A 17540-nucleotide genomic window follows, 5' to 3' on the forward strand; every position below is an offset into this window, starting at 1 on the left:
CATGAGCGAAAAACTCGATATTTTAGATGAGACCCAGCACATACTCAGTCCCCAAGATTCAATGGGGCCGCTTTTTTTGCGGAATGTTTTCGTGGGTATTTTTCTAGTTCTGGTTATCGTATTTCCGAAGATATTTATCAATACTCAAATCTATTTCAAAAGCCGTGAAATTTCAACACTCAGTCATGAACACGATGCACTTTTGGAAGAAAATCGACTTATACGGGCGAAAGTGGAGTCGATGAAATACAAAAATCAGGTCTTGGATACTCTTTTTTAAGAGAGCTCTTCACATCTTCTAAAATATACTAATTTAATCCAAACTCTATTCCATTGCTCTATCGTATTATCTATCGAATCAAATAAGAATTCTGGTGGTATAATCCCCGACTTAAATTGATACTTTGGAGATACAATGTATAATCTGTTTGAAGACGAAGACGATATTTTCCAAGGTTCACCGAAAAGTAAATTTATGGATATCGTTTTTAACGCCAACCGCGATTTGGTTCAGAATGAATTAGAGCGTTTGATGACCCGTTTAGCGGCGATGGAAGTGATGTTACAAGAGACTCACGGAGAGCAAGAGATTGATCGTGTGATTAAGTCGATGGAATTTGAGCGTGCCGATGAGATCGATATGATGGCTAAAAATTTGTACATCATTTCGGTCGGAAACGTATTGACCCAAAACGAGTAGTCTTGAAAAACTTTTTTCTATTCTTGATACTCGGTGTATTCTTTTCATTGGATGCGGCGGCGTGGAGAGAATCGAAAAGTTTTATGCTAAAAAAAGATGAGTTGGTTAAAATTCTCATCAAGAGTGAAGGGCAAGAACGGCTTTTGAACTTTCGATGGACACTCTATACCGATAAAGGTTTAGTTGTTCATGAGAGTTTTGACCGAATTGTCGGACAGCATGTTTTGTATACGGGCTATACGAACCAAAGCTTTCGAAAAGTCCTTTTGCCTTCTAAGCGAAGCCAAAAAGATGTTCCTTATGTTCTTGTCGTTTTTAAAAAATTCGATGAGGGGAATGCGACGGCGCAAATGGATCTCTTTTTATTTGATAAAGAGAGCCGAATCGTGTTGGATTATTTAACTAAGAAGTGATGATAGGAATGTTGGAAACTGTAGAAACCCTTATTGCCAGATTGATCGATGAAATCGATTATCCTCATGCCGCAGAACTTTTTAAAAAACTCTCGGGCGGAAAACGTCTTCGGGCACGGCTGATATTGACTATCGCCCCCGAAGCTGCCACAGCACCGTTGCTCGGTGCGATCGTAGAGCTGATCCATGCGGCAAGTCTGCTCCACGATGATGTGATCGATGAAGCGCAGCTCCGACGAGGAACCCCTTCGGTCAATGCGACAGAGGGGTCCAAAACCGCTATTATGCTCGGCGATATCCTCTACTCCAAAGCCTTCAGCTCTCTCACGTCATTTGATCCTTCTATTGCTCGTGCCGTTGCCGAATCGGTTACTCGTCTCTCGATCGGAGAGATGATGGACGTCTCTATGGCGGAATCGTTTAATACCGACCGTGAGCTCTATCTGAAAATGCTTTATCTCAAAACGGCGACACTCATTGAAACGTGCGCTTACAGTGCCGCCATATTAGCAGGTAAAGATGCTCAGGCTCATGCCACATACGGAAAAAATCTCGGATTGGCTTTTCAAATCGTTGATGATATTCTGGACATTACCGCTGATGAAGCGACACTGGGGAAACCTTCTCTGAATGATTTTTCCGAGGGAAAAGTGACATTGCCGTATATCGATTTGTACGAGCGGCTGGGAGAGGAAGAAAAAGAGCGGTTAGTACAGTCTCATGGAAAAGTTCTTAATAAAGAAGAAAAAGGGTGGATCCGCTCCAAAATGGATGAATTCAAGGTCATCGAACGCTCTTATGAGCATGCCGGTGCGTTATGCGATGAAGCGATCTCAGTGATCGGTGAAAATGCGGCACTACGTTCCATCATCGAAACCGTGATTAAAAGAAGCCATTGATGCACTATTTAATTGTTAGTTTTTCGCATAAAAATTCGACGCTAGCCATACGGGAAAAGCTTGCATTTGTCGATGAATCGGCTCGGATACGAGCGATGGAAACATTAAATACCAATCCGTGTATCAGCGAATCGATGATCCTCTCCACCTGTAATCGCGTCGAAATTGTATGCAGCTGCAGTGATACCCAACTTGCGAGTGCGGCGTTATTTGAACTCCTTTCAAGCCATTCAGGACTTAGCTCTCATGAACTTCACGAGCGTGCCGATGTGTTTGATGATGAGGGGGGAATCCATCACCTTTTCAGCGTAGCGAGTTCGCTTGATTCGATGGTCGTCGGGGAGACACAGATCGCCGGTCAGCTCAAAGATGCCTATAAACTCTCGGCTGATAACGGATTTTCGGCACAAAAAATCGGACGAGCCATGAGCTATGCCTTTAAATGTGCCGCCGATGTGCGCAATGCAACCAATATCTCTTCCAAACCCGTCTCCGTTGCCAGTGTCGCCGTAGCGAAGGTCAAAGAGTCTGTGGGGGACGTAAGCGGCAAAAAGGCGCTGGTGATCGGCTCAGGTGAGATGTCGGTGATTACCTGTAAGCATCTCAGTGCCCAAGGGGTCGATGTAACGGTGATGAACCGTACTTTTGAAAAGGCCGAAGCCATCGCGTCAGAGTGCAATGCGCGCGTCCGTTCATTCGAAGAGCTTGCTTATGCCATCAATGAAAACGAGCTGTTATTTACAGCAACGGGCTCGCTTACACCGATTATTACCGATGATATGATCAAACCGACTTCGTTTGAGCGGTATTGGTTTGATATGGCGGTTCCCCGTGATATCGAATGCGATTCGGCTCTTTGGTCTATTCGTCTTTTTTATGTGGACGATCTCAAAGAGATCGTGAGTGAAAACATCGCATTGCGTGAGGATGAAGCCAAGCTCTCCTATGTCATCATCCGCCGTCATGTAATAGGATTTTTTGAATGGCTGAAAACGCTCTCCATCGAGCCTTTGATTAAAAATATGTATCTCAAAGCTTCAAATGCCGCATTCCAAGAATCGACGCGTGTTATCGAAAGCGGTTATGTCCCGAAAGAGTATGAATATGCCGTTCATAAAGCAACGCTTCAGGCATTAAAACGTTTTTTGCACCCTTTTGCCGAACGGATGCGTGACGGTTCCGATCCGATGCGCGTGGATGCTTTGATCGAATCGATGAGTTTTTTAATGAATCAAGAGGAAGGCTCTGATCTCTCCCAAACTTCGTGTACCTATTACCCTAAAGGAAAATAATGCGTTTTACTAAAGCCTATATCCCAACAACTAAAGAAGCTCCGAAAGATGCCCAGCTCCCTAGTCATATTTATCTCTCCCGTGCCGGATTTGTAACGCAGGTAGCTGCCGGACTGTATAATTTTTTACCGATGGGTAAGCGGGTATTGCGCAAAATCGAAAATATTATTAACGAAGAGATGGCAGCGTGCGATGCTCAAGAGGTCGATCTCAGTTTTGTTACCCCTGCAGAGTTATGGGAAGAGAGCGGACGAATTGAGAAATTCGGCAAAGAGCTTCTCCGTTTCCGTGACCGTAAAGAGAACCTTTTTGTCCTCGGACCTACCCATGAAGAGATGATGGTGAATATCGTCCGTAACCGTGTCACGAGCTATAAACAGCTTCCGATTAATTTGTATCAGATCAAAACTAAATTCCGTGATGAAGCGCGTCCGAGATTCGGGCTGATGCGCGGACGCGAGTTTGTGATGAAAGACGGCTACAGCTTTCATGCTACAACGGAAGATTTGGATCGTGAATTTGATGCAATGGAAGCGGCGTATAAACGGATTTTGGAGCGTTTGGGACTTGAATTTCGCGTGGTTGAAGCGGACAGCGGTGCCATCGGGGGTACGGGTTCAAAAGAGTTGATGGTTCTCGCCGGAAGCGGTGAGGATACCCTCGCAGTATGTGATACGTGTGAATACGGTGCGAATGTCGAAGCCGCACGCCGCGCGCCACGCAGTGCGATCCCTGAAGCGCCGAGTGCCGATTTTGCCCGCTTTAAAACGCCGAATGTCAAATCGATCGAGGATTTGAGTAATTTTTTCCATGTTGATCCATACTATACGCTCAAAGCGGTTGTTCAGCGTGCGGTGTATACGGAGGGGAGCGAACTTGTCTGTTTTTTCCTTCGCGGATGTGACGAACTTCAAGAGGTAAAAGCACGAAACAGTGTCAGTGCGATCGATTTGGTAGATGCAACCGAAGCGGAGTTAATAGAGATCGGTTTGGTTCCGGGATTTATCGGACCGCTTGATCAAGAGAAAATCCGTATTGTAATGGATAATGATACGAAGGGTGCGACTGCAATGTTTTGCGGTGCAAACGAAGCCGATTACCATTTTGTCGGGGTAGATCTGAGTGTCATGAATGAAGCCCATTTTGCTGATCTCGCAAGCGTTCAGGAAGGGGATGGATGCCCTCATTGTAACGGTAAGATCCTCCATACCAAAGGGATTGAAGTCGGACATATTTTCAAACTCGGAACCGTTTACTCTGCACCGCTGAAAGCGGAGTTTTTGGATGAAAACGGACGAAGCCAGCCGTTCATCATGGGAACCTACGGAATGGGTGTCAGCCGTCTGGTCGCTGCCGTCATCGAACAGCACCATGATGAAAAAGGGTGTATCTGGACTCACGCAACAGCTCCGTATCTGGTCAACGTAATGGTCTCCAATATCAAAGAAGAGTCCCATATGGCTTATGCCGAAGAGCTTTATGGATCATTGCAAGCTCGGGGTATCGAGACGATGCTGGATGATCGTAAAGAGCGTTTCGGGTTTAAAATGTCAGATGCCGAATTAATAGGCTTCCCTTTTACGATTATTATCGGAAAAGAACTTGATAACGGGTTAGTTCAGATTATGGTGCGTGCCACCTGTGAAATGATTACCGTCAATGCGGCGGACGTACTCAGTAAAATCGAGGAATTGTCTCGATGATCTATTTTTTGATCTATCTTTTTCTGGAAGTAAGTCTCACAGTTGAGATCGCTTCACGAATCGGTGGATTAGCCACTTTTTTAGAGATTGTCGGAAGCGCGTTTTTCGGGATATTCATTCTAATGAATTTTCGTCACGCTTTAGCAGAAAATCTTGATGCGCTTCGGACACGACAAATCGATATGCAGGGATTTTCGAATCGAAATATATTGGGATTATTGGGAGCGATTCTCCTTATTCTCCCCGGATTTTTATCCGATGTTATCGGTATACTGATGCAGTTTTTTCTCGTAGTGACACTGATCATTAACCGATTTACGCGAAAATATCAACCACCAACCCAACCAAAGGACGATCATGTCATTGATGCTGAAATTATCGAGCACACTACTGCTCTGCGCTAGTCTTATGGCGGCAACGGATGCCGAAGTCATCACTTTTTTAAAAAGTGGGATCGGCAGCAACCCAAATATCACAAATTTGCAAGTCGATGTAAGCGGTAAAAAAAATATTGCGTCGATGAGCGGATGGCAAGCCTATTTTATGAAAATTGAGGCGGACGTAAAACAGGGGAATGATATTCGTCATATCAACCAAAACGGCACCTATTTTGTCAACGGTAATGTTATCGCGCCAGAATTGATCAACTTAAAAACCGGCGAGCGTTACAATGATACGGTAACTCCTGATTTTAGCAATGCCTTTTACACCAAGAGTAATCGTATCAGCGGTGAAATAACCGCCCCTCAAAAAGTTGCGATTTTCTCTGATCCTTTGTGCCCTTTTTGTCGCCGTTATGTCCCTGAAGCCCTCTCCTATATGGCAAAATATCCTAAAACGTTTGCCGTTTATTATTACCACTTTCCTCTTTCCGGATTGCATCCTGCGGCGGTTACGTTGACCAAAGCGGCGATTGCGGCTGAACAAGACGGTATTGACAATGCAGTGCTTACCCTTTATAAAGTGGATATCAATGCGAGCGAAAAGGACGAACAAAAAATTCTTAACGCTTTCAATAAAACTTTCGGAACAAAGATTGATAAAGAGGATATCCGCCGCTCATCCGTCATTAAACAATTTCAGTTTGATCAAAATGTAGCAGAATCGATGATGGTATCCGGTACTCCGACCGTCTTTTTTAACGGACAAAAAGATCCTTCAAAAACAAAATACAAAGACGTAAAGGTTAAATAATTGATGAAAAAACTCACCATCGCAACACGCGGAAGCAAACTTGCCCTCTGGCAGTCCAATCACATCAAATCGGTGATCGAATCACAATTTAGCGATGTTGAAGTGGAACTCAAAATTATTATCACTTCGGGAGATAAAATTTTAGATGTTCCTTTGGCCAAAATCGGGGGGAAAGGGCTTTTCCTTAAAGAGATCGAAGAGTCTATGCTCCGTGGAGAGGCACAGATGGCAGTTCATTCGCTTAAAGACGTTCCTACGGTGATGCCGGAGGGATTGTTACTCTCAGCGATTACGGTGCGCGAGGATGTCCGTGATGCCATGCTCAGTGAAAAGTATCCTGACATTATTTCGCTTCCTCAAGGGGCGGTAGTGGGTACTTCTTCATTACGGCGTCGTATGCAGCTCGCACTGCAGCGTCCCGATTTGGTGATCAAAGATTTACGCGGGAATGTCGATACCCGTATCCGAAAGCTCAAAGATGGAGAGTTTGATGCGATTATTCTTGCGGCAGCTGGGATTAACCGTTTGGGCTTTTCGGATTTGGTGAAATATTTTTATCCGATACCTCTCGATGATATGCTTCCGGCAATGGGGCAGGGAGCTCTTGGAATCGAAACGGTAAATGAGCCGTGGGTTCTCGAAATTGCGGCCTTTTTAGAAGATGCTGACAGCCGTATCGAGACAACGATTGAGCGAGGCTTTGTCGATACATTGCAAGGTGGGTGTCAGGTTCCTATCGGAGTGAGTGCCCGAGTTCAGCCAAACGGAGAAGTGATTGTCCGTTCAACGCTCGGCATGCCAGATGGGTCTGAAGTGATGGGAGATGAAATTGTTGTTTTAAAAGAGCAAACCGAGCGTGTCGGTGAAGCAATGGCGGAGCGTTTGATTACCCGGGGTGCGATGGAACTGCTGCACCGGGCTGAAGCTATGGCAAATAAGGGTTAAACTGTGACATTAGAAAAAACAATCGATCTTCTTCACGAAAAAGGGGAGTTGCGTATTATTGACACCCCTTTGGATATTAAACTCGAAATTCCTCATTTGGCGTATGCCGAGGTAAAGAAGGAAAACGGGGGGAAAGCACTCCTTTTTACCCATCCCGTTGATAAAGCTACGGGTCAAAAATTTGATTTCCCCGTTGTGATGAATCTGTTCGGTTCATACCGTCGCACAGAGATTCTTTTCGGTCGAGAGATAGAGGGGGTAGCGAGTGAGATTGAAAAACTACTTCACATGAAACCGCCTCAAGGGTTTAAAGAAAAAATCGGAATGCTCGGCGATTTGTTCGCGATGAAAGATATGTTTCCTAAAAAACTTAAAACACGCGGAAGCTGTCAAGAGATCGTAAAGCAAGGCGATGAAGTAAATCTTTATGACTTGCCTATTTTAACGACGTGGGAAGAGGACGGCGGTCCGTTTATTACGATGGGGCAGGTCTATACCCAAAGTCTGGACGGAGCTCTAGTCAATTTAGGGATGTACCGTTTGCAGGTGTATGACAAGAACCATTTGGGGATGCATTGGCAGATCCATAAGGACTCTTCCCACTTTTTTGATCAGTATCAGCGCGAGTGGAAAAAAATGCCCGTCACCATCGCTATCGGTGGAGATCCTCTCTATACCTGGTGTGCGACGGCTCCATTGCCGTACGGTGTCAATGAATTGCTCTTGTACGGTTTAATTAAAAAAGAGTCTCCGAAGCTCGTTGAATCGTTGACCACGCCGCTTTTTATTCCCGAAGATGTCGATTTTGTGATCGAAGGGTGGGTGGATACCGCAAAACTTCGGGTTGAGGGACCTTTTGGCGATCATACAGGGTATTACACACTGAAAGAGTTTTATCCCGAGTTGGAAGTGAGTGCGATAACTCACCGCAAGACACCGTATTATCTGGCTACGGTCGTCGGAAAGCCGCCGTTGGAAGACAAATATATGGGATGGGCGACGGAGCGGGTATTCTTGCCGTTACTCAAAACCAATGCGGCCGATTTAATCGATTATCACATGCCGGAGAACGGAGTGTTTCATAATCTGATTTTAGCTAAAATGAAACCTCTCTACAAAGGACATGCCAAGCAGTTTATGCATATTTTTTGGGGTTCGGGGCAGATGAGCTTTGTTAAGCATGCGTTGTTCTTCGGAGAAGATGCCCCTAAGTTGAATAATTATGAAGCTCTTGTGACCTATGCCTTGAATCGCTTTCTTCCAAAGTGTCTCTTTATCTCGGAAGGGATAACCGATGCACTGGATCACTCCAGCCCCGAATCGCTCGTCGGCGGAAAACTCGGAATCGATTTTACGGCATCGTATTCACCGATTGCTCCTGAATCGATTGACAGCTCTGTATTATTGGAAAAAGTACGTGCCCTTATCCCTGAAGTGACGGGACTTACACAGTATATGCGACATACCCTTAATCCGATAACGGTCATAAGCGTTAATAAAACCCGTTCTCTCAAAGCTTATTTTAGTGCTTTGGAAGCGTTTAAATCGGTATTGCGTATCGTTGTGTTTGTGGATGAAGCTAAAAACGATATTCACAACCCTTATATGCTTATTTGGAGGGTAACCAATAATATGGATGCCGCTCGTGATATATACCGTTCGGAGGCTATTGTCGCAATAGACGGTACGATGAAAACGGCAGTAGACGGATATGAGCGCGAATGGCCGGGGGATGTCGAGTGTACCCCCTCTGTTGTGGAACATCTTAAAGCTCTTTCTCTTTGGGATTTAGATCCGAAATTAGAGAAAAAATACCAGCTCTGAGGCTCTTCTTCCCCTTGACTTAGAGGGGAAAACTTAAGCAATATATTAGAATTGCTAAAGTAGTATTAATAACATAGATATAGAATAGGAATAGATTCCAATGCGCACCTTTTATGCTACAGTAGCAGTTATATTTTTAGCCGGTTTGTCCACTCTTAACGCGGCCACATACAAAGGGCAAAAAATTTATATCGAGACGTGTAAAGAGTGTCACGGCGGGGGGCAGGCGTTAGCCGGATCCAAAAAACAGCGTGCATGGGCAAAAGTGATGGAAAATGACGGTGACAAATTAGCCCAAATTCATCTGAATTCCAAAAAAGCAGAAGCTTCATGGCCTTATTTTAATAGTCGAACCTATAGTAAAAACGCTAAACATCTGGAAGATTTTTTGGTTGAATATGCAGCCGATAGCGGAAATGTTCCTGCCTGTAATTAATCAAATCTTCACGTCCCCGAGGGGATGATTTTCTTCTAAACCAAACTTCGCTAAAATACCCTACTTAACACTATTCGGAGATACCATGGAAAAGATGTGGTCCGGACGTTTCACACAAGATGCGTCAACCCTTTTGGAAAAATTTAATGCCTCGATCATGTTTGATCAAAAACTTTACCGTGAAGATATCGAAGGTTCAATCGCGCATGCACAAATGTTGGCTCATCAAGGGATTTTAACCGATGAAGAGCGTATCTCAATCGAAAAAGGGATGGCTCAGGTGCTCAGTGAAATCGAGTCGGGTGTATTCGAATGGAAAATCGGTGACGAAGATCTTCATATGGCAATTGAAAAACGGCTCACCGCTATCATCGGCGAAGCGGGAAAAAAACTTCATACGGCGCGCAGCCGTAACGATCAGGTCGCTCTTGATTTTCGTCGCTACGTACTCCGCAAAAATCGTGAGATTGTGGAACAGATTAAAGCTCTAATGGAAGTCGTTGTTGATATTGCCCGCGATCATACGTCAACTTTGTTGCCGGGTATGACTCATCTGCAGCACGCACAGCCGATTAACTTTGCATTCCACCTGCTCGCCTATGTCTCTATGTTCAAACGTGATTGTGAGCGTTTTGAGAGCAGTGCGGAACGTAATAATATCTCTCCGATCGGATGTGCCGCACTCGCCGGGACACCCCACAATATCAACCGAGAAATGACGGCGAAAAGCCTCGGATTTGATTCGGTAAGTATCAATTGTCTCGATACGGTGAGCGATCGCGATTTTGCCTTGGAGATTTTGTTTAATATCTCGACGCTCATGATGCATATTTCCCGTCTGGCGGAAGAGATTATTATGTGGTCAAGTTATGAATTCCGTTTTGTGGAACTTTCCGATCAGTATTCTACCGGAAGCTCTATCATGCCTCAAAAGAAAAACCCCGATGTTCCTGAACTTCTTCGCGGCAAAACGGGCAGAGTATTCGGAAATCTTATGGGACTTTTGACCGTAATGAAAGGGCTTCCTTTAGCTTACAACAAAGATACGCAAGAGGATAAAGAAGGGGTGTTTGACAGCGTTGAAACGGCTGAAATCTCTCTCGAAATTCTCCGTGAAGCCCTCAAAACTATGACCATCAAACCTCATAATATGGAACGTGCGTGTAAGCTTGGGCATCTGTCCGCTACCGATTTGGCCGATTATCTGGTTGAGCATTGCGGTGTACCGTTTCGTGAAGCGCACCACATTACCGGACGTGCGGTTGCCCGTGCCGAAGTACTCGGAATTGATCTAAGCGACATCGCGTATTCGGAACTTCATGCGATTGATGATCGTATCAAAGAGGATGTTATCGCGTACTTGGGGATTGAGCACTCGATGAATGCTCGTACGTCTCAGGGGGGAACCGCACAATTGCGTACTCTGGAACAAATTATCTATTTTGACCATTATCTTAAGGATATCCGATGAAAATCACCGTCTCTCACCAAGACGCAATGCGTTTTGAAGCCAAAACCGAAAAAAACAGTTTTATTATCGATTGTCCCCAAATCTCGCCGATCGAGTATTTTTTAAGCGGGATTATTACGTGCAGTGCGACCGATGTCGTAATGCTCCCTAAGCAGCAAGGATATGAGGTTAAAAATCTTGAAGTTTCGGGAGAAGTGGTTCGCAACGAGTCTGCACCGCGCAAGTTCAATGCTCTTCATCTAGAATACCGATTTGAATCCGATGTGGACGATACACTTGCTGCACGCTGGGTAATGGCGAGTTTGGAGACCTACTGCTCAACGATCAATACGATTCGTGACACCACGGCGATCACTTACACGATTATCCATAACGGCAATATAATTCGTGAAAATGAAAAAATGATCAGCGGCGGTGGGAGCAGTGTCGATTTCGGTGCATTGCAAGGGTGTAATGCGTAATCTGTTTTCGATTCCGTGTCGAGCACGGAATGACGAAATATTGTCATCCTGAACTTGATTCAGGATCTTAACTCTTTACAATCAAAAAAAGTCTTTTGGATCAGCATCGGCAAAATGGCCCCATTTGAGCTTCGCTCCGCCGAGGATGTGGAAGTGCAGGTGTCCTACTTCCTGAGCGCCGTTTTCGCCGATATTACTGATGATACGGTACCCGCTCTCATCAATTCCGCACGTTTTGGCGACCTCTTGCATAAACGTTGACATTCTCCCCATCACATCACCCGGAATATCGTTGAAACTTTGATAATGCGCTTTCGGGATTGCTAAAACATGAACGGGCGCTTTTGGATTAATGTCATGAAACGCATAAAATTCTTCGTTTTCAGCTACGGTATTGGAAGGGATTTCTTTATGAATTATTTTACAGAAAATGCACATGTTTAACCTCATTTTTTTATGCTATTGTAGCACATGGATAATCGCTTGAAGCAATTTATAAAAGAGTTTTGACTATAATATATTTCAAATTGAAAGCACTTTCAGAAATAGTGATAATATATTTTAAAGCTTTCACAAAACCATCAATGGAGACTCTATTTTGCAAGAGTGGTATGACGCTATAAAATCGGCCGACTCGATAGATAAAATCGAAGAGATCCGAATCGCCGTTTTCGGAAAAAAAGGGATTATGAACGCTGAGTTCGCCCGTATGAAAGACATTCCCGATGCTGAAAAAGGGACGTTTGCTAAAGAGCTTAATATCCACAAAGAGGGATTAAACGCTTTGTTGGTGGATCGCAAGCTTTTCCTGGCGATGGAACATTTGCAAGCGACGATGAAGGCAGAAGCGATTGACGTTAGTCTTTATTCTACCGACACGGAGCGCGGGTCGCTGCATCCGGTGATGGAGACGATGGATCGCATTGTCGAGTATTTCGTCGCTATGAATTTCTCGGTACAAACAGGGCCGATGGTAGAAGACGATTTTCATAATTTTGAAGCGTTGAACCTTCCGAAATACCATCCGGCGCGCGATATGCAGGATACCTTTTATTTCAAAGATTCGATGCTGCTTCGTACCCATACCTCGCCGGTACAAATCCGCACGATGCTCTCTACGCAGCCGCCGATCCGGATGATTGCTCCGGGTGCGGTATTCCGACGTGATTACGACATCACCCATACTCCGATGTTTCATCAGGTGGAGGGGCTTGTCGTTGAAGAAGCGGGGAAAGTTTCGTTCGCCAATCTCAAATTTATCCTTGAAGATTTTCTTAAAACGATGTTTGGGGATGTTGAAGTCCGTTTTCGACCGAGTTTCTTTCCGTTTACGGAGCCATCGGCCGAAGTCGATATCAGCTGTATTTTTTGTGCAGGAGAGGGTTGCCGTGTTTGTTCAAAAACGGGGTGGCTGGAAGTACTCGGATGCGGTATTGTCGATCCGAACGTCTTTAAAGCGGTCGGTTATGAGAATGTCAGCGGCTATGCGTTCGGTTTAGGGGTTGAGCGGTTTGCGATGCTGATACACCGAATCGGCGATTTACGCTCTTTGTTTGAGGGAGATACGAGATTATTGGAGCAGTTTAGATGATCGTAACAAAAAATTGGTTAAACGAATGGATCGATCTTACTGACGTCAGTACGGAGCTGTTGCTTAAAACATTAAATTCGATCGGCTTGGAAGTGGATCGGCATGATGCCATCCACGTGGCTGATGGGGTTGTCGTAGGGTTTGTCGAAAAATGTGAAAAGCATCCCGATGCCGATAAGCTCAATGTGTGTCAAGTCAATGTGGGTAAAGAAGTGCGTCAAATCGTGTGCGGCGCATCCAATGTCCGTGAAGGTATTCATATCGCATTGGCCACCGTCGGTGCGGAACTTCCGGGCGGCTTAAAAATCAAAGAGGCAAAATTGCGCGGTGTTGATTCACACGGCATGATCTGCTCCGCCAAAGAGATTGGGCTCCCCTCTATGGGCGAGGGGATCATGATCCTCGATGCGAGTATCGGCGAATTGGTATTGGGTCAAAATCTCAATCAATACGGTTTATTCAATGATGATGTCATTGAGATTGAATTGACCGCCAACCGCGGTGACTGTTTGAGCATTCACGGTGTTGCGCGTGATTTACGAGCGGCGTTGTCACGGCCGCTTCGTGAGAAGAATGTCAAAGATGATCAAGAGGGGCGCTTGGGTATCGGACGCATTTTGCAGCTGCAGCATACCGAAACATTTAATGCCGCTCTTTTATTCGGTGCGGTAGAGGTTAAAGAGCTCAGTGTCCCTTTGATCATTTCACTCCGTTTAGCGATTATTGAAGAGGTCTACACGACAGCAGTGGATGCAGTGCTCAAATATGCAACGCAAAGTACGGGTGTTATTTTACGCGCTTACCCATTTGAAAAATTCGGCGATGTAGAGAACAAAGGGATTATCACCCTTGAGACGGATGAAAACGGTTATGCCGCATTGTACGGCAAAGAGAAGCTCTCCGTGATCGGAGTTTCCCAAGAGAAAGAGGCCCATTTTGGTGCGAATGAAGGACTAGCGGTTATTGAAGCGAGTTATATTGCTCCGGATGTTGTTTCTCAAAAAATGGGAGAGAAAAAAGTTCCGAGTTGCCCCCACTATTATCGAACCTCTCGAGGAAGTGAACCGTCAATCGAGATGGGTATACGCTATGCGGCAGAACTGTTCGAGAAATATTCGTCTTCACAAGTGTACGGGGGAAATATTGAGCTGACAAGTTCATACGAACCTCGCATCATCAGTATGGTTGAAGCGGAATTTGAATCCTTTATCGGTCTTAAAATCGATAAAACGCGTATTACGCAGATATTTAAAAATCTCGGGTTAGATATCGGCAAGCCGAAGGGATCGACATTCGCTATTTCGGTACCGAAGTTCCGTCACGATATCGTGAACAAACAAGATATTATTGAAGAGGTTGTCCGTATTGTCGGAATCGATAATATCCCTTCCAAGCCGCTTGTTTTTGCGGAAGCGAACCAAATGAGCGATGATTTGGCAGAGTACAGAAAGACACGGCTCTATCGTCACCGTGCGGCACAAAGCGGATTTTATGAGTCGGTCCATTTTGTTTTCAATGAACGCGTACAAGTTGAAAAATTCGGATTTGTCTGTACCGAAGCTTCAAAAGAGCTTTTGAACCCGATTACGGCGACGTTTGATACTCTTCGACCGACGCTTTTGATGGGCCTTTTAAATTCGGCTTCGGCAAATGTCAAAGTGAATCAAAAGAAAATCGCTCTGTTTGAAACGGGGATGGTTTTTAATACGGATCGCCAAGAATCAAAACATATCGGCTTTATTGTTTCGGGTGCGATGGAGAGCGAAAAAATTGCCAATGCAGGCAAACCTGCCGTGATCGATTTTGCCTCATTTACCAAGCTGATTGCCGATGTGTGCGGCTCCTTTGAATTGGTTTCTCATACACCTACTCATTCTTTGGCTCATCCGTATGTTTGTGCTAAAGTATTTATTAACGGTGCCGAAGCAGGAGAACTTTTCCGTCTTCATCCGCAAGTCGAAGAGGAATTTGATCTTCCCCAAACGTTTATGTGCGAACTTAAAATGGATACTCTGCCGTATGCTTTGATTGAAGCACAACCGTATTCAAAATATCAAGCATCGTACCGGGATTTGAGTGTTATTATTTCGAAAGAAGTGCGTTATGAGACGATTAAAGCCGTCATTGAAAAACACTCTTCGGCACAGGTTCGACGATTTTATCCTGTCGATCGTTATGTCTCAGAGAGTTTAGGCGAGCAGATGAGTCTAACGCTTCGTTTTGTCCTTCAATCGGATGAAAAGACGTTGGAAGAAGAGGATATCAATGCCGCTATGGAGTGGATACTCAGCGGTCTTAGAGATGAATTGGGCGCAGGTTTGAGATGATGTCCGCCAAGGTTTATTCTGCACAGCCGTTTGAATTTAAAAGCGATGCGATTGCACCCGATAAATCGATTTCGCACCGATGTGCGATGTTTGCTGTTTTAGCCGAAGGGGAAAGTCGGATCGAGAACTTTCTTCGCGCCGAAGATACTCTCAATACTCTGAAAATCGTAGGTCATCTTGGAGCTGAAATCAACGATGACGGATCGGTGATTACGATTCGATCAACGGGTATACACGAAACATCTGAAATTCTCGATTGTGGAAACTCCGGTACCGGGATGCGTCTGTTTTGCGGACTCCTCTCTTCGGCAGAGGGACATTTTGTCTTGACGGGAGATGAATATCTTAAACGCCGTCCGATGAAGCGGGTGACTCAGCCGTTGCGTTCCATCGGAGCCAAATTGGACGGACGCAATAACGGTGATCTTGCTCCTCTCTCCATTCGTGGCGCATCTCTCAAAGCATTCGATTATGTCTCTCCGATCGCTTCGGCGCAGGTCAAAAGTGCGATGATTTTAGCCGCTCTTCGCTCCGACGGTGTCTGTACGTTCAAAGAACCGGAGCGTAGTCGTGACCATACGGAACGAATGTTATCGGGCATGGGCGCAACGCTTCATATGGATGGTCTATTGACTAGAGTTTGGCCTTTAGAAAAACCGTTAGAACCTTTAAATATACGTGTTCCAGCCGATCCATCGAGCGCTTTTTTCTTTGCGGTCGCTGCGGCGATCACCCCAAACTCAACGGCAGTTATCGAAGGGGTAATGTTGAATCCGACCCGCATCGAAGCATTCAAAGTGCTAGAAAAAATGGGTGCGGATATTACCTACACCCCCACTAGTGAACGTTACGAACTTATCGGAACCATTACGCTCAAGTACGCTCCGCTCAAAGGGGTTGTTGTCGAAGAGAATATCGCTTGGCTGATCGACGAATTGCCTGCACTCTCTATCGCAATGGCGTGTGCCGAGGGGAAAAGTATCATTAAAAATGCCGAAGAGTTACGTGTTAAAGAGTCTGACCGAATTAAAACGGTTGTTGATAATCTCAATCTTTGCGGCATAGAGACGGAAGAGTATCCTGATGGATATGCCGTTGTCGGAGGCGAGCTTAAAAGTGCGGTCGTGAACAGTTTCGGTGATCACCGTATTGCGATGAGTTTTCTTATTGCGGGTCTTAAATGCGGTATGGAGGTAGAGGATATCGAGTGTATCAATACCTCGTTTCCGAACTTTTTTGAACTTTTGGGGATGTGTACAAAGGTCGAGCGATGAAAATCGTTTTAGCGGAGAGCTACGGATTTTGTTTCGGTGTGAAAAGGGCAATAAAAATTGCCGAAGAGAACCGAAATTCATCAACATACGGCCCGCTAATTCATAATGCCAACGAGATAGACCGTCTCAAAAATGATTTTAACGTTGCGTTGAGTGAAAATTTGGAGAGTTTTAAAGCGGGAGACACCGCGGTAATCCGTACTCATGGGATTCCGAAGCAAGAACTCTCTACTCTCAACGAACGTGATGTAAACGTCATTGATGCAACGTGCCCTTATGTGACAAAACCGCAGCAGATCTGTGAAGAGATGAGTGCATTGGGGTATGATATCGTCATATTCGGAGATGAAAGCCATCCTGAGATCAAAGGGGTGAAAAGCTATGCGATCGGCAATGTTTTTGTCGTCAACAGCCCCAGCGAAATCGAGGGTTTGCGATTGCGGGAAAAAGTAGCGACCGTAGCCCAAACAACCCGAAAAATTGAAGAGTATCAGCAAATCATTGGGAAGCTGATGGCAAAGCATAAAGAGGTTAGGGTATTCAATACTATCTGCAATGCAACCTTCGACAACCAAGACGCCGTGCGTGAATTGGCACAACAGGCCGATGTTATGATCGTTATAGGGGGTAAAAACTCTTCCAATACCAAACAGCTCCACTCTATTGCAAAAGAGTATTGTCGTGATAGCTATCACATTGAAAGTCAAAACGATCTGCAGTCTGAATGGTTTTTGGGTAAAAATTTCTGCGGAATCAGTGCTGGAGCTTCTACTCCTGATTGGATTATTGAGGATGTTATTACGGCAATCAAAAAGATTGACAACTGATATGCCGTGTGAAATTTAACTCTTTTTTTCTCCTCTTAATTCTATTCGCATCACTTAGCGGAGATGAGACGCTCTTTGCTGCATTGGAAAAGAGCAGTGTCACCGGATATGCAAAAATGATGTACGTGCATGACGAGCGAATCTCTCCCAAACTCGATCAATCAACTTTCGGAATCGGCGGAA

General features: G+C 45.0%; 18 protein-coding genes. 17 read left to right on the top strand and 1 reads right to left on the bottom strand.

Annotated elements, in window-relative coordinates; all coding sequences use genetic code 11:
- The first annotated feature begins 1 nt into the window (after nucleotide 1).
- From Q0C19_RS01385 to Q0C19_RS01445, 13 genes are all read left to right on the top strand, one after another.
- Entirely contained in the window at nucleotides 2–280 is a 279-nt protein-coding gene (locus tag Q0C19_RS01385; protein ID WP_295052078.1) for a hypothetical protein, read from the top strand.
- A 135-nt stretch (nucleotides 281–415) separates the two neighbouring features.
- Nucleotides 416–700: a DUF2018 family protein gene (locus tag Q0C19_RS01390; protein ID WP_295052081.1), complete on the top strand. Its 285-nt coding sequence runs from the start codon at nucleotides 416–418 to the stop codon at nucleotides 698–700.
- 2 nt (nucleotides 701–702) lie between these two features.
- Entirely contained in the window at nucleotides 703–1113 is a 411-nt protein-coding gene (locus Q0C19_RS01395) for a hypothetical protein (RefSeq protein ID WP_295052084.1), read from the top strand.
- Between the two features lie 11 nt (nucleotides 1114–1124).
- Complete coding sequence (locus tag Q0C19_RS01400) at nucleotides 1125–2012, top strand: polyprenyl synthetase family protein (RefSeq protein ID WP_295052125.1); 888 nt, start codon at nucleotides 1125–1127, stop codon at nucleotides 2010–2012.
- On the top strand, nucleotides 2012–3304 hold the full coding sequence (hemA, locus tag Q0C19_RS01405; protein ID WP_295052087.1) for a glutamyl-tRNA reductase: 1293 nt from the start codon (nucleotides 2012–2014) through the stop codon (nucleotides 3302–3304). Before Q0C19_RS01400 ends, hemA begins: the two co-directional genes overlap by 1 nt.
- Entirely contained in the window at nucleotides 3304–5007 is a 1704-nt protein-coding gene (locus Q0C19_RS01410) for a proline--tRNA ligase (protein WP_295052090.1), read from the top strand. Before hemA ends, Q0C19_RS01410 begins: the two co-directional genes overlap by 1 nt.
- Nucleotides 5004–5411: an FxsA family protein gene (locus tag Q0C19_RS01415; RefSeq protein ID WP_295052094.1), complete on the top strand. Its 408-nt coding sequence runs from the start codon at nucleotides 5004–5006 to the stop codon at nucleotides 5409–5411. Before Q0C19_RS01410 ends, Q0C19_RS01415 begins: the two co-directional genes overlap by 4 nt.
- Nucleotides 5365–6201, top strand: coding sequence for a DsbA family protein (locus Q0C19_RS01420; RefSeq protein WP_295052097.1), 837 nt, complete (start codon nucleotides 5365–5367; stop codon nucleotides 6199–6201). The genes Q0C19_RS01415 and Q0C19_RS01420 overlap by 47 nt, the downstream gene beginning before the upstream one ends.
- 3 nt (nucleotides 6202–6204) lie before the next feature.
- Nucleotides 6205–7146: a hydroxymethylbilane synthase gene (gene hemC / locus Q0C19_RS01425; protein ID WP_295052100.1), complete on the top strand. Its 942-nt coding sequence runs from the start codon at nucleotides 6205–6207 to the stop codon at nucleotides 7144–7146.
- A gap of 3 nt (nucleotides 7147–7149) precedes the next feature.
- On the top strand, nucleotides 7150–8970 hold the full coding sequence (locus Q0C19_RS01430) for a menaquinone biosynthesis decarboxylase (RefSeq protein ID WP_295052103.1): 1821 nt from the start codon (nucleotides 7150–7152) through the stop codon (nucleotides 8968–8970).
- Nucleotides 8971–9070: 100 nt separating this feature from the next.
- Nucleotides 9071–9406, top strand: coding sequence for a cytochrome C (locus Q0C19_RS01435; protein WP_295052106.1), 336 nt, complete (start codon nucleotides 9071–9073; stop codon nucleotides 9404–9406).
- An 85-nt stretch (nucleotides 9407–9491) separates the two neighbouring features.
- Complete coding sequence (gene argH / locus Q0C19_RS01440; protein ID WP_295052108.1) at nucleotides 9492–10877, top strand: argininosuccinate lyase; 1386 nt, start codon at nucleotides 9492–9494, stop codon at nucleotides 10875–10877.
- Nucleotides 10874–11338 carry an OsmC family protein gene (locus Q0C19_RS01445; protein ID WP_295052110.1) on the top strand — a complete coding sequence of 155 codons (465 nt, stop codon included), beginning with the start codon at nucleotides 10874–10876 and terminating at the stop codon, nucleotides 11336–11338. Before argH ends, Q0C19_RS01445 begins: the two co-directional genes overlap by 4 nt.
- An 81-nt stretch (nucleotides 11339–11419) precedes the next feature.
- On the opposite strand, the gene Q0C19_RS01450 is transcribed toward Q0C19_RS01445, so the two are convergent.
- Nucleotides 11420–11776 carry a histidine triad nucleotide-binding protein gene (locus Q0C19_RS01450; RefSeq protein ID WP_295052113.1) on the bottom strand — a complete coding sequence of 119 codons (357 nt, stop codon included), beginning with the start codon at nucleotides 11774–11776 and terminating at the stop codon, nucleotides 11420–11422.
- A gap of 160 nt (nucleotides 11777–11936) precedes the next feature.
- Here Q0C19_RS01450 and pheS point away from each other — a divergent pair, with 160 nt between their 5' ends.
- From pheS to Q0C19_RS01470, 4 genes are read left to right on the top strand one after another with little or no spacing between them, the layout of a single operon-like run.
- Entirely contained in the window at nucleotides 11937–12929 is a 993-nt protein-coding gene (pheS, locus tag Q0C19_RS01455; protein WP_295052116.1) for a phenylalanine--tRNA ligase subunit alpha, read from the top strand.
- On the top strand, nucleotides 12926–15256 hold the full coding sequence (pheT, locus tag Q0C19_RS01460) for a phenylalanine--tRNA ligase subunit beta (protein ID WP_295052118.1): 2331 nt from the start codon (nucleotides 12926–12928) through the stop codon (nucleotides 15254–15256). Before pheS ends, pheT begins: the two co-directional genes overlap by 4 nt.
- Nucleotides 15253–16530 carry a 3-phosphoshikimate 1-carboxyvinyltransferase gene (gene aroA, locus Q0C19_RS01465; protein WP_295052120.1) on the top strand — a complete coding sequence of 426 codons (1278 nt, stop codon included), beginning with the start codon at nucleotides 15253–15255 and terminating at the stop codon, nucleotides 16528–16530. Before pheT ends, aroA begins: the two co-directional genes overlap by 4 nt.
- Complete coding sequence (locus Q0C19_RS01470; protein WP_295052123.1) at nucleotides 16527–17357, top strand: 4-hydroxy-3-methylbut-2-enyl diphosphate reductase; 831 nt, start codon at nucleotides 16527–16529, stop codon at nucleotides 17355–17357. The genes aroA and Q0C19_RS01470 overlap by 4 nt, the downstream gene beginning before the upstream one ends.
- Nucleotides 17358–17540: the final 183 nt, after the last annotated feature.

This window comes from Sulfuricurvum sp., from assembly GCF_023250475.1.
Taxonomy (GTDB): Bacteria; Campylobacterota; Campylobacteria; order Campylobacterales; family Sulfurimonadaceae; genus Sulfuricurvum.

Bases quoted from the DNA above. Each gene is read 5' to 3' on its own strand.
- Q0C19_RS01385 (WP_295052078.1), top strand. From the start codon at position 2: ATGAGCGAAAAACTCGATATTTTAGATGAGACCCAGCACATACTCAGT.
- Q0C19_RS01390 (WP_295052081.1), top strand. From the start codon at position 416: ATGTATAATCTGTTTGAAGACGAAGACGATATTTTCCAAGGTTCACCG.
- hemA (WP_295052087.1), top strand. From the start codon at position 2,012: ATGCACTATTTAATTGTTAGTTTTTCGCATAAAAATTCGACGCTAGCC.
- Q0C19_RS01410 (WP_295052090.1), top strand. From the start codon at position 3,304: ATGCGTTTTACTAAAGCCTATATCCCAACAACTAAAGAAGCTCCGAAA.
- Q0C19_RS01415 (WP_295052094.1), top strand. From the start codon at position 5,004: ATGATCTATTTTTTGATCTATCTTTTTCTGGAAGTAAGTCTCACAGTT.
- Q0C19_RS01420 (WP_295052097.1), top strand. From the start codon at position 5,365: ATGTCATTGATGCTGAAATTATCGAGCACACTACTGCTCTGCGCTAGT.
- hemC (WP_295052100.1), top strand. From the start codon at position 6,205: ATGAAAAAACTCACCATCGCAACACGCGGAAGCAAACTTGCCCTCTGG.
- Q0C19_RS01435 (WP_295052106.1), top strand. From the start codon at position 9,071: ATGCGCACCTTTTATGCTACAGTAGCAGTTATATTTTTAGCCGGTTTG.
- argH (WP_295052108.1), top strand. From the start codon at position 9,492: ATGGAAAAGATGTGGTCCGGACGTTTCACACAAGATGCGTCAACCCTT.
- Q0C19_RS01445 (WP_295052110.1), top strand. From the start codon at position 10,874: ATGAAAATCACCGTCTCTCACCAAGACGCAATGCGTTTTGAAGCCAAA.
- Q0C19_RS01450 (WP_295052113.1), bottom strand. From the start codon at position 11,776: ATGTGCATTTTCTGTAAAATAATTCATAAAGAAATCCCTTCCAATACC.
- pheT (WP_295052118.1), top strand. From the start codon at position 12,926: ATGATCGTAACAAAAAATTGGTTAAACGAATGGATCGATCTTACTGAC.
- aroA (WP_295052120.1), top strand. From the start codon at position 15,253: ATGATGTCCGCCAAGGTTTATTCTGCACAGCCGTTTGAATTTAAAAGC.
- Q0C19_RS01470 (WP_295052123.1), top strand. From the start codon at position 16,527: ATGAAAATCGTTTTAGCGGAGAGCTACGGATTTTGTTTCGGTGTGAAA.